At 71.4% G+C, this 12,462-nt stretch carries 8 protein-coding genes; 2 read left to right on the forward strand and 6 right to left on the reverse strand.

The genetic code is table 11. The features are described from left to right. Window positions 1-87: 87 nt before the first annotated feature. The 6 genes from serA to ABZ948_RS28970 form a co-directional block, all read right to left on the reverse strand. Window positions 88-1,677 (reverse strand): phosphoglycerate dehydrogenase, encoded by a 1,590-nt coding sequence (gene serA, locus ABZ948_RS28945; RefSeq protein WP_359764339.1) that lies wholly within the window; start codon window positions 1,675-1,677, stop codon window positions 88-90. A 220-nt stretch (window positions 1,678-1,897) separates the two neighbouring features. Next, complete coding sequence (ilvC, locus tag ABZ948_RS28950) at window positions 1,898-2,896, reverse strand: ketol-acid reductoisomerase (protein ID WP_359764341.1); 999 nt, start codon at window positions 2,894-2,896, stop codon at window positions 1,898-1,900. A 121-nt stretch (window positions 2,897-3,017) separates the two neighbouring features. Beyond that, the gene (gene ilvN, locus ABZ948_RS28955) at window positions 3,018-3,542 is read right to left on the reverse strand and encodes an acetolactate synthase small subunit (RefSeq protein WP_010048631.1); all 525 of its coding nucleotides are present in this window, start codon (window positions 3,540-3,542) and stop codon (window positions 3,018-3,020) included. Window positions 3,543-3,577: 35 nt separating this feature from the next. Beyond that, complete coding sequence (locus tag ABZ948_RS28960) at window positions 3,578-5,425, reverse strand: acetolactate synthase large subunit (protein WP_359764343.1); 1,848 nt, start codon at window positions 5,423-5,425, stop codon at window positions 3,578-3,580. Window positions 5,426-5,655: 230 nt separating this feature from the next. Continuing rightward, on the reverse strand, window positions 5,656-8,670 hold the full coding sequence (locus ABZ948_RS28965; protein WP_359764344.1) for a putative bifunctional diguanylate cyclase/phosphodiesterase: 3,015 nt from the start codon (window positions 8,668-8,670) through the stop codon (window positions 5,656-5,658). A gap of 424 nt (window positions 8,671-9,094) precedes the next feature. Beyond that, window positions 9,095-10,045: a 2-hydroxyacid dehydrogenase gene (locus tag ABZ948_RS28970; RefSeq protein ID WP_359764346.1), complete on the reverse strand. Its 951-nt coding sequence runs from the start codon at window positions 10,043-10,045 to the stop codon at window positions 9,095-9,097. 77 nt (window positions 10,046-10,122) lie between these two features. Here ABZ948_RS28970 and ABZ948_RS28975 point away from each other — a divergent pair, with 77 nt between their 5' ends. After that, on the forward strand, window positions 10,123-11,121 hold the full coding sequence (locus ABZ948_RS28975; protein ID WP_359764348.1) for an aldo/keto reductase: 999 nt from the start codon (window positions 10,123-10,125) through the stop codon (window positions 11,119-11,121). Between the two features lie 149 nt (window positions 11,122-11,270). Next, on the forward strand, window positions 11,271-12,443 hold the full coding sequence (locus ABZ948_RS28980; RefSeq protein ID WP_359764350.1) for a PQQ-dependent sugar dehydrogenase: 1,173 nt from the start codon (window positions 11,271-11,273) through the stop codon (window positions 12,441-12,443). Window positions 12,444-12,462 lie beyond the last annotated feature (19 nt).

Below are 12,462 nucleotides of genomic sequence, written 5' to 3' on the forward strand. Positions count from 1 at the left end.
GCGCGCCCCGGCGGTCAGCCCGTCCGGCGCTTGAGGACGAGCCCGTTCAGGGCGAACGGGTGCCCGGGGGCCGAGCCCCCGGGAAGGTCACACCAGGTTCACCGAACGAGCCGACGTCGCACCGATCTCGGCGGCCACCTCGGCCAGCACCGTGGAGGTCACCGTGTCGTCGACGGTCAGCACGGCCAGCGCCTCGCCGCCGGCGACCGCACGGGACACCTGCATGCCGGCGATGTTGATGCCCGCCTCGCCGAGGATGCGGCCGACCGTGCCCACGACACCCGGCCGGTCCTCGTACCGCAGCACCACCATGTGGTCGGCGAGCGCGAGGTCCACGTCGTAGTCCCCGACCGCCACGATCTTCTGGAGGTGCTTGGGGCCGGCCAGCGTGCCGGAGACCGACACCTCCTCGCCGTCGGCGAGGGTGCCGCGCACGGTGACGACGTTGCGGTGCTCGCTCGCCTCGGAGCTGGTGGTCAGGCGCACCTCGACACCGCGCTCCTGGGCGAACAGCGGGGCGTTCACGTACGACACCGTCTCGTCGACGACGTCCTCGAAGACACCCTTGAGGGCGGAGAGCTCCAGCACCTTCACGTCGTGCTGGGTGATCTCGCCGTAGACCTCGACGTCGAGGCGGACCGCGACCTCACCGGCGAGCGCGGTGAAGATCCGGCCCAGGCGCTCGGCCAGCGGCAGACCCGGCTTGACGTCCTCGGCGATGACACCGCCCTGCACGTTCACCGCGTCCGGCACCAGCTCGCCGGCCAGGGCGAGGCGCACCGAGCGGGCGACGGCGATACCGGCCTTCTCCTGCGCCTCGTCCGTGGAGGCACCGAGGTGCGGGGTGGCGACGACCTGGTCGAACTCGAACAGCGGGGAGTCCGTGCAGGGCTCCTTCGCGTAGACGTCGAGGCCGGCACCGGCGACCCGGCCCTCCTTCAGCGCCGAGTACAGCGCCTCCTCGTCGACGATCCCGCCGCGCGCGGCGTTGACGATGCGCACGCTGGGCTTGACCTTGCGCAGCGCCTCGTCGCCGATCAGACCGAGGGTCTCGGGGGTCTTCGGGAGGTGGACGGTGATGAAGTCGGAGACCTCCAGCAGCTCGTCCAGCGACAGCACCTTGACGCCCATCTGCGCGGCCCGGGCGGGCTGCACGTACGGGTCGTAGGCGACGACCTTCATGCCGAAGGCGGACATGCGCTGCGCGACGAGCGCGCCGATGCGGCCGAGGCCGACGACGCCGAGGGTCTTCTCGGCCAGCTCGACACCCGTGTACTTGCTGCGCTTCCACTCGCCGTTCTTCAGCGCGGCGTTGGCCTGCGGGATGTTGCGGGCCGTGGCGAGGAGCAGACCGCAGGCCAGCTCGGCGGCGGTCACGATGTTCGAGGTGGGGGCGTTGACGACCATCACGCCGGCCTTGGTGGCGGCGGAGACGTCCACGTTGTCCAGGCCGACGCCGGCTCGTGCGACGACCTTGAGCTTGTTCGCGGCGGCGATCGCCTCGGCGTCGACCTTGGTGGCCGAGCGGATCAGGATCGCGTCCACCTCGGCGATGGCGGGGAGCAGCTCGGCGCGGTCCGCGCCGTTGCAGTGCCGGATCTCGAAGTCCGGGCCCAGCGCGTCGACGGTGGCGGGCGACAGCTCTTCAGCGATGAGTACGACGGGTTTCGAGCTCACGTGAGTCCTCACAAGTCCAGTGCTGCGGACGGCCGTCCCGACGGCCGCAGGCGGTGGAGGGGTGCTTGCCGCGTGGAAGACGCACGACGCTGTGGGCCTGACGCGTATATATGCAGCAGTGTAGTGGTGCGACGAGGGGCGTCTTACGCCTCTGCGGAAGGATCACCCGGACGAGAAAGGGCCCGGCCGCGGCGTCGCTGCCGCGGCCGGGCCCGGGGGCTCACGCCTCCTCGTTGACCCAGCTCATGAGCTTGCGCAGCTCCTTGCCGGTGGTCTCCAGGAGGTGCTCGGAGTCCTGCTTCTTGTACTCGTTGTACTTCTTCAGACCGCCGTGGTACTCGTCCATCCACTGCTGCGCGAAGGAACCGTCCTGGATCTCGGCGAGGACCTTCTTCATCTCGGCCTTGGTGGCGTCCGTGATGATGCGCGGGCCGGTGACGTAGTCGCCCCACTCGGCGGTCTCGGAGATCGACCAGCGCATCTTCTCCAGGCCGCCCTCGTACATGAGGTCGACGATCAGCTTCAGCTCGTGCAGGCACTCGAAGTACGCGATCTCCGGCTGGTAGCCGGCCTCGGTCAGCGTCTCGAAGCCCGCCTTGACCAGCGCGGCCGTACCACCGCAGAGGACGGCCTGCTCACCGAACAGGTCGGTCTCGGTCTCCTCGGTGAAGGTCGTCTTGATGACGCCGGCGCGGGTGCCGCCGATGCCCTTCGCGTACGACAGGGCCAGCGCGAAGCCGTTGCCCGTGGCGTCCTGCTCGACGGCGGCGATGCAGGGAACGCCGCGGCCCTCCTCGTACTGGCGGCGGACCAGGTGGCCCGGGCCCTTCGGGGCGACCATGCAGACGTCCACGCCGGCCGGGGGCTTGATGAAGCCGTACCGGATGTTCAGGCCGTGGCCGAAGAACAGCGCGTCGCCGTCCTTCAGGTTGGGGGCGATGTGCTCCTCGTAGACCTGGGCCTGGATGGGGTCCGGGACGAGGATCATGATGACGTCGGCCTCGGCGGCGGCCTCCGACGGGCTCACCACGCGCAGGCCCTGCTCCTCGGCCTTGGCCTTGGACTTGGAGCCCTCGTGCAGACCGACGCGGACGTCGACACCCGAGTCACGGAGCGACAGCGCGTGGGCGTGGCCCTGGCTGCCGTACCCGATGACCGCGACCTTGCGGCCCTGGATGATGGACAGGTCGGCGTCGGCGTCGTAGAACAGCTCGGCCACTTTGGGTTCTCTCCTCGGGAGTGCAGGTGTTGCGTCCCACCGTATGACGGGGGGCGGAAGGGAAGTCTGGGGGTCTCGGAATACGGGCGGCCGACGACGCGCCGACCGCCCTTCTTCCGTCTTACGCCGACCGGTCCAGGGCGCGCAGCGACCGGTCCGTGATGGAACGGGCGCCGCGGCCGATCGCGATCGTGCCGGACTGGACGAGCTCCTTGATGCCGTAGGGCTCCAGCATCTTCAGCATCGCGGACAGCTTCTCGCCGGATCCGGTGGCCTCGATGGTGACGGCCTCCGGGGAGACGTCGACGGTCTTGGCGCGGAACAGCTGGACGATCTCGACGATCTGGGAGCGCGTCTCGTTGTCGGCGCGCACCTTCACCAGAACGAGTTCGCGCTGCACCGCCTGCGACGGCTCCAGCTCGACGATCTTCAGCACGTTGACGAGCTTGTTGAGCTGCTTGGTGACCTGCTCCAGCGGCAGGTCCTCCACGCCCACGACGATGGTGATGCGGGAGATGTCGGGGTGCTCGGTGACGCCCACCGCGAGCGAGTCGATGTTGAAGCCGCGGCGGGAGAACAGGGCGGCGATCCGGGCGAGGATGCCGGGCGTGTTCTCCACCAGGACGGAGAGCGTGTGCTTGGACATGGTCTGCTTCCTCTGCTTGAAAGTCCTGGGGGCTCTCAGTCGTCTTCGTTGTCGCCGAAGTCGGGGCGGACGTCCCGGGCGGCCATGATCTCGTCGTTGGAGGTGCCGGCGGCGACCATCGGCCAGACCATCGCGTCCTCGTGGACGATGAAGTCGACCACGACGGGGCGGTCGTTGATGGAGTTCGCCTCTTCGATCACCTTGTCGAGGTCGTCCGGGGACTCGCAGCGGATGGCGTAGCAGCCCATGGCCTCCGACAGCTTCACGAAGTCGGGGACGCGGGTGCCGCGGGCCTCGGGGTTCACGTCGTCCGGGCCGGAGTGCAGGACGGTGTTGGAGTACCGCTGGTTGTAGAAGAGGGTCTGCCACTGGCGGACCATCCCGAGGGCGCCGTTGTTGATGACGGCGACCTTGATCGGGATGTTGTTCAGGGCGCAGGTGGTGAGCTCCTGGTTGGTCATCTGGAAGCAGCCGTCGCCGTCGATGGCCCAGACGGCCCGCTCGGGGGCGCCGGCCTTGGCGCCCATGGCGGCCGGGACGGCGTAGCCCATGGTTCCGGCGCCGCCGGAGTTCAGCCAGGTGCCGGGCTTGTCGTACTCGATGAAGTGGGCGGCCCACATCTGGTGCTGGCCGACGCCCGCCGCGAAGATCGTGCCCTCGGGCGCGAGCTGTCCGATGCGCTCGATGACCGCCTGCGGGGAGAGCGAGCCGTCGTCGGGCTGGTCGTAGCCGAGCGGGTAGGTCTCGCGCCAGCGGTTCAGGTCGTTCCACCACATGCTGTAGTCGCCCTGGTGGCCCTCGCTGTGCTCCTTCTGCACGGCCTGGATCAGGTCGGCGATGACCTCGCGGGCGTCCCCGACGATCGGCACGTCGGCGGCGCGGTTCTTGCCGATCTCGGCCGGGTCGATGTCCGCGTGGACGATCTTGGCGAAGGGCGCGAAGCTGTCCAGCTTGCCGGTGACGCGGTCGTCGAAGCGGGCGCCGAGGGCGACGATCAGGTCGGCCTTCTGCAGGCCGGTGACGGCGGCCACCGAGCCGTGCATGCCGGGCATGCCCAGGTGCTGCGGGTGGTTGTCGGGGAACGCGCCGAGCGCCATCAGGGTGGTGGTGACGGGCGCGCCGGTCAGCTCGGCGAGGACCTTCAGCTCGGCGGTGGCCCGGGCCTTGAGCACGCCGCCGCCGACGTACAGGACGGGCCGGCGGGCCTGGGTGATCAGCTTGGCGGCCTCGCGGATCTGCTTGGCGTGCGGCTTGGTCACCGGGCGGTAGCCGGGCAGGTCCATGGTGGGCGGCCAGGAGAAGGTCGTCTTCGCCTGGAGGGCGTCCTTGGCGATGTCGACCAGGACCGGGCCGGGGCGGCCGGTGGAGGCGATGTGGAACGCCTGGGCGATGATCCGCGGGATGTCCTCGGCCTTGGTGACGAGGAAGTTGTGCTTGGTGATCGGCATGGTGATGCCGACGATGTCCGCCTCCTGGAAGGCGTCCGTGCCGATCGCCTTGGACGCCACCTGGCCGGTGATCGCGACCAGCGGCACGGAGTCCATGTGCGCGTCGGCGATCGGGGTGACCAGGTTGGTGGCGCCGGGGCCCGAGGTGGCCATGCAGACGCCGACCTTGCCGGTGGCCTGCGCGTAGCCGGTGGCGGCGTGACCGGCGCCCTGCTCGTGGCGGACCAGGACGTGGCGCACCCTGGTGGAGTCCATCAGCGGGTCGTAGGCCGGGAGGATCGCACCGCCGGGAATGCCGAATACCGTGTCGGCGCCGACCTCCTCGAGGGAGCGGATGAGGGACTGTGCGCCCGTCACCTGCTCGGGGGCGGAGTGCTGTCCTCCGGATCGGGGCCGGGGCTGCGGGTGATGGGCCCCGGTGGCCTGCTCGGTCATCGGCATTCTCTTCTCAGATGCTGAGGGTTTTTGCGAGGTTTGTACGGTCTTCGGCTGCTGCACGGAGGGCGCCTGTGCAACAAAAAACCCCTCGTGCCATAAGGCAAGCGAGGGGAGCGCGCCGGGTGGGGTCGCTGAGCGGTCGAGGCTCAGCGTCAGCCGACGCGCTTTCCAAGTACGAGAATTCGGGTGCGCATGGCACAGACCCTCCCCCCGGCACGCACTCACTGTCAAGTGGGTGGGACGGGAGTCTCATTATGTGAGCGTAGAGCTGTGCCGCCTCCGATGACGGCGGAGACGCCCGAGCTGTACACCCGCGGGGCACCGCCCGCGAACGCCGGCTCGGCCGCTCCGTTCGGCACCGGATAGTGACCGGCGGCGAGCGCCCGGCGCAGCCGGTACTCGTCGAGCGGCCCGGAGAACGCCATGCCGTGCCCGTGGGTGCAGCCCATCGCGCGCAGGGCGACGACCTGCTCGGGCAGGTCCACCCCTTCGGCCACGGACTGCAGCCCGAGGTCGCCGGCGATGCGCAGCAGCCCACTGGTGATCTTGTGCAGGCGCGCGGACTCCACGACGCCCTCGACCAGACCGCGGTCCAGCTTCAGGACGTCGACGGGGAGGCGCCTGAGGGCCGTGATCGCGGCGCAGCCGCTGCCGAACCCGTCGAGCGCGATCCGTACGCCGACCCGCCGCAGGGCCCCGAGGCGCCGCTCCAGCTCGTCCAGGGAGACCCTCGGGTCGGCGTCGGACAGCTCGATGACCAGCGAACCGGAGGGCAGCCCGTGCCGGGTGAGCAGCGCCTCGACCGAGCCGAGCGGCATGGACTTGTCCAGCAGCCGGCGCGCGCTCATCCGGACGACGACCGGCGCGGTCAGCCCGGTCGCGTGCCGCTCCGCCGCCTGTTCGACGGCCTCCTCGATCATCCACCGGCCCAGCTCGGCGGTCTTGTCGTGGTCCTCGGCCACGCGCAGGAACTCCGCCGGGGTGAAGAGCACCCCCTGCGAGGAGCGCCAGCGCGCCTGCGCGGACACCGATGTGATCCGGCCGTCCTCCAGGCACACCACGGGCTGGTGCAGCAGGGCGAACTCGCCGTCGTGCAGCGCGGCGCGCAGCCGGGTGGCCAGCTCGGCCTTGCGGACGACGTCCTGCTGCATCTGCGGCTTGTACAGCTCGACGCGCCCCTTGCCGCCGGCCTTGGCCCGGTACATCGCCAGGTCGGCGTTGCGCAGCAACTCGCCCGCGCCGAGGCCGGACTCGGCGAAGGCGACGCCGATGGAGGCGTTGACCCGGACATCGTTGCCGTCGATGAGGTAGGGCTGGGACAGCGTCGTCCTGAGGCGGTCGGCGAGCTCCACGATGTGCCGCTCCCGGGCCTCGCGGTCGCGGGTGTTGTCCCCGACGATCAGGGCGGCGAACTCGTCGCCCCCCAGCCGGGCGGCGGTGTCGCCCTGGCGGACGGACTCCTGCAGTCTGCGGGCGGCCTGGACGAGCAGCTCGTCCCCGGCCTGGTGCCCGATGGTGTCGTTGACGGCCTTGAAGCCGTCGAGGTCGATGAAGAGGACCGCCGTGTTCCGCAGGGCCAGGCCCCGGTCGGAGGCGCGACGGCCCGACAACGCGTGCTGGACCCGCTTGGTGAACAGGGCGCGGTTGGGCAGGTCCGTGAGCGGGTCGTGCTCGGCGTTGTGCTGCAGCTGGGCCTGGAGCCGCACGCGTTCGGTCACGTCCCTGCTGTTGAAGATGAGGCCGCCGTGGTGGCGGTTGACGGTCGACTCGACGTTCAGCCAGCCTCCGTCGCCCGAGCGGAAGCGGCACTCGATGCGGGTGGTGGGCTCCTCGACCGGGTTGGCGGCCAGGAAACGACGCACCTCGTGCACGACGCAGCCCAGGTCCTCCGGGTGGATGAGACCGGCCAGTTCCGTGCCCACCAGGTCCTCGGCCGGGCGGCCGTAGACGCCGGCGGCGGCCGGGGAGACGTACCTCAGGATGCCGCTGGGGGCGGCGATCATGATGACGTCGCTGGAGCCCTGCACCAGGGAGCGGAAGTGGTTCTCCTTCTGGGCCAGCTCCTGGGTGAGGGTGATGTTGTCGAGCAGCATGATGCCCTGGCGCACCACGAGCGCGAGCACGACCGTGCCCCCGGTCAGCAGGACCACGCGGTCGACGCTGCGGCCGTTGAGGACGTTGTAGAGGATCCCCAGGGTGCACACGGCGGCCGCGAGATACGGCGTGAGGGCGGCGAGGGAGCCGGCGATGGGCCGGGCGGCCGGGTAGCGGCTGTGCTCGCCTCCGGGCAGGGACGGTGGGTGGTGGGGTCCGCTGCGCTGCCCCGGCACGTGCTCGTGCACCACGCGCGTGTGCCCCGGCGTACCGTGCCGGTCCGGGCCGTGCCGGTCGCCGTCCGGGGTGCGGGGCGCGGCCCACGGGGCGTACGCCAGGAGCAGCGAGCCGGCGAACCAGCCCGCGTCGAGCAGCTGGCCGGAGCGGTAGTCGTGGTGCATCAGCGGTGAGGTGAACAGGGCGTCGCACATCACGGTCAGCGCGAGCGCGCCGATGGCGGTGTTGACCGCCGAGCGGTTCACCGCAGAGCGCCGGAAGTGCAGCGCGAGCACCATGCTGACCAGCGCGATGTCCAGCAGGGGGTAGGCCAGCGACAGCGCGGTGTGCGCGACGCCGGGCCCTTCGGACTTGGCTGCCTGGGCGAGGGCGAGGCTCCACGCGAGGGTGAGCAGCGAGCCGCCGATCAGCCAGGCGTCGAGCCCCAGGCAGACCCAGCCGGCCTTGGACACCGGCCGCTTGGCGAGCACGAGCAGCCCCACGATGGCGGGCGGCGCGAAGCACAGGAAGAACAGGTCGGCGTAGCTGGGGCTGGGCACGGGCAGTCCCAGGACCACCTCGTACCACCCCCAGACCAGGTTGCCCAGGGACGCCATGGCCGAGGAGAGGCCGAACAGCAGCCAGGCGGACCGGAAGCGGGTGCGGGGGCTGCGGGCGTAGAGGAAGCACGAGACGGCGGCGGTGGCGGCCGCGGCGCTCAGCCCGAAGTCGCCCATGATCAGGGCCAGTTCGCGCGAACCCCAGCCGAGCGCGGAACCGACGGCGTATCCCGCGCAGACCAGGGCGAGGACGAGCTGGAGGGCCAGGCCGGGCCGGTGGCCGGCGACCGGCGTGCGGGGCAGCGGCGCTCCCGGGGACGAAGGCTGTGCCCGCAGCGCTCCGTCCAGCGTGGGGGTCGGGGGCGCGCTCACCGGACCCTCCCGGTCCGTGTCGCCCCGGGGTCCCGCGGGCCCCTGTGCACCGGCTGGGCGTGCCTCCTGCGGCTGCCCGGCCTGCGGTGGTGATGGCTGTGGTCGGTGTGGTGGTCCCTGTGCTGGGTGTGGTGGCCGCCGTGATCGGCGTGGTGACCGCGTCTGCCCGCGGCCGTCCGCCAGGGTCGCCGCCGGCAGCCCCGCCCCGTCGGATCGCTCGTCCAAAGGCCGTGCATCGCCTGTCGCCCCCCTCACAGTCCGAAGTGTCGATCCCCGGCGCCGAACGGTCCACGGCGCATCCCCTGTCGGGACGATACACCAGTCTCGTCACTCAGGGACATAGGTTCTCTACTCTCCGTGACGATCAACAGATATATGAGTACCCACCGCACCCGAAGGATTGCGGACGGTACCCGAGGTCGGATCAGTCGGTTGGTGCACCCGTCGTAAGGATCACGTTCCGCAGCGGCTCCCGGTTCACATAACGGTTCAACTGGTCCACCAGGAGCCGCTTGGCGCGCGGGAGGAACGCGGAGGTGGGTCCGCCGACGTGCGGGCTGATGAGTACCCCCGGCGCACGCCACAGGGGGTGTTCGCGCGGGAGGGGCTCGGGATCGGTGACGTCGAGGGCGGCGGTGATGCGGCGGCTCTCCACTTCGGCGAGCAGGGCCTTGGTGTCGACGACGGGGCCGCGGGCCACGTTGACCAGGAGCGCGCCGTCCTTCATCCGGGACAGGAAGTCGGCTCCGGCCAGGCCACGGGTCGCTTCGGTGAGCGGGGTGGAGAGGATGACGACGTCCGCTTCCGGGAGCAGGGCGGGGAGTTCGGTGAGCGGATGCACCGGCCCGCGCGCCGTGGTGCGCTCGGAGCGCGCGACGCGCGCCACCCGCGCCACCTCGAATGGAACGAGCCGGTCCTCGATGGCCGCGCCGATCGATCCGTAGCCGACGATGAGGACGTTCTTGTCGGCGAGCGCGGGGCGGAACCCGCCGAGCCACTCCCCCCGTTCCTGGGCGCGGACGAAGTCGGGGACGCCGCGCAGCGAGGCCAGGATCAGCGTGAGGGTGAGCTCTGCGGTGCTGGCCTCGTGCACACCGCGCGCGTTGCACAGCCGCACCCCCCGGCGCAGGTGCCCCAGGCCCGGCTCGACGTGGTCGATCCCGGCGGAGAGGGTCTGCACGACCTCCAGGTGGCTCATCCGGGGCAGGGGACGTACGCACAGCGGGCTGGGCTTCATGTAGGGGACGACGTAGAAGGCGCAGTCGGCCGGGTCCGCCGGGAAGGTCTCCTCGCCGTTCCAGAAGCGGTACTCCGGCCCCTCGGGGAGTCCGTCGATCTCGTCCGGCGGGATGGGCAGCCACACGTCAGCAGTCATGCTCTGGAGGCTATGTCAGGAGCGCGCCACGGCAGAGGTTAGGTTGGGGTGGCCGGAACAGGGAGGGTCACGACCAGGTGGAGCGCAGGACGATCGGCGCGGCGGCACTCGCGGTGGGGGCCGTCGGACTGGGGTGCATGCCGATGAGCTGGGCCTACAGCGCGTCGCGGCAGCGTGGCGACGAGTCGCTCAGGGCGGTGCACCGGGCGCTCGACCTGGGTTCCTCCCTGCTGGACACCGCCGACATGTACGGCCCCTTCACCAACGAACTGCTGGTGGGGCGGGCGTTGAAGGAGCGGCGGTCCGACGCGTTCGTGTCGACGAAGGTGGGGCTCCTCGTGGGCGACCAGCACATCGTCGCCAACGGCCGCCCCGGATACGTGAAACGGGCCTGCGACGCCTCGCTGCGGCGTCTGCAGACGGACGTCATCGACCTCTACCAGTTGCACCGGGCCGACCCCGAGGTGCCCGTCGAGGAGACCTGGGGCGCGATGGCGGAGCTCGTGCAGGCCGGGAAGGTGCGGGCGTTGGGGCTGTGCGCGGTGGGCGCGCGGTCCTCCCGCCGGGGCGGGGCCCGGCTGCACGACGCGACGGTGCGGCAGCTGGAGCGGGTGCAGCAGGTCTTCCCGGTGAGCGCGGTGCAGGCGGAGCTGTCGGTGTGGTCGCCGGAGGCGCTGGAGACGCTGCTGCCGTGGTGCGAGACCCGGGGCGTCGGCTTCCTGGCCGCGATGCCGCTGGGCAACGGCTTCCTGACCGGCCGGCTGCGGCCCGGCGCCGGCTTCGAGGCGGACGACCTGCGCGCCCGGCACCCCCGCTTCACGGCCGAGATGATGGCCGCGAACCAGCCGATCGTCGCGGGCCTGCGCCGGGTGGCCCGGAGGCACGGCCCGGGTGTCACGCCCGCCCAGGTCGCCCTCGCCTGGGTCCTCGGCCAGGGGCGGCACGTGGTCCCGGTCCCGGGCACGAAGCAGGAGCGCTGGGTCACGGAGAACGCGTCCGCGGCGGCGCTGCGGCTCGGCCCCGAGGACCTCCGGGAGGTCGCGGAGCTGCCCCCGGCCCAGGGGTCGTGGGACTGAGCCCCGGGTTCAGGGGTTGCGGGACTGAGCCCCTCGGCCCGAGGGCGTAAGGGGCAAACCCGTCGTTCACGGTTCGACGTTTCGTGATCGGGAACCTGGGAGGCGCGGGCGGTGTATGACAGGGAGAACCCCGCCGCGTCGAAGGGACCATGATCGTGCGACGTCGAGCCGTCCCGGCCGTGTTGGCCGCCGCAGCGCTCCTGCTGACCGCCGGCTGCTCCTCCGACGACGGGGGGACCTCCCGCGCCGACGGCAGCGCCTCCCCGAGCCGTAGCGCACCGGGATCGTCCGCGCCGCCAGGGCAGGGCGCCGAGGAGACACCGCCCGCCAAGGGCTCGGTGAAGGTGGTGCGCACCGTCGCCGAGGGACTGGACTCCCCCTGGGGCCTCGCTCCCCTGCCGGGCGGCGGCCTGCTCGTCTCCTCGCGGGACGACGGCACGATCGTCCGGGTCGACGACAAGACCGGCCGGAAGACCGAGGTGGGCGAGGTGCCCGGGGTGTCCGCGGCCGGCGAGGGCGGCCTCCTCGGCATCGCCCTGTCCCCCGAGTTCGCCTCGGACCGCATGCTCTACGCGTACTTCACCTCGGACGGCGACAACCGCATCGTCCGCATGATCTACGACGACAAGAAGCCCGCCGGCGAGCAGCTCGCCGCGCCGGACACGGTCTTCCGGGGCATCCCCAAGGGCTTCGTCCACAACGGCGGGCGGATCGAGTTCGGCCCGGACAAGATGCTGTACGTCGGCACGGGCGAGAGCGGCGACACCGGCCTGTCCCAGGACAAGGACTCCGTGGGCGGCAAGATCCTGCGGCTGACCCCGGAGGGCGAGCCGGCGCCGGGCAACCCCTTCCCGGACTCGCCGGTGTACTCGTACGGCCACCGCAATGTGCAGGGCCTCGCCTGGGACGCCAAGCAGCGGCTGTTCGCCTCGGAGTTCGGCCAGGACACCTGGGACGAGCTCAACGCGATCAAGCCCGGCGACAACTACGGCTGGCCCGAGGCCGAGGGCAGGTCCGACGACTCGGGGTTCCACAACCCGGTCGACCAGTGGACGACCGCGGAGGCCTCCCCCAGCGGCATCGCCTACGCCGAGGGCTCGATCTGGATGGCGGGTCTGCGCGGCAAGCGGCTCTGGCGGATCCCGCTGAACGGCACGGAGGCCTCGGCCCAGCCGCAGGCCTTCCTGGAGGGCGAGTACGGCCGGCTGCGCACGGTGGTCCCGGCGGGCGGCGACCGGCTGTGGCTCGTGACCAGCAACACGGACGGCCGGGGCGACCCCAAGGACGGGGACGACCGGATCCTGGAGCTGCGGGTGACGTGACGGTGACGTGACGGCGGGC

The sequence above is a fragment of the Streptomyces olindensis genome (genome assembly GCF_040645895.1).
In the GTDB taxonomy this organism is placed as follows: domain Bacteria; phylum Actinomycetota; class Actinomycetes; order Streptomycetales; family Streptomycetaceae; genus Streptomyces; species Streptomyces olindensis.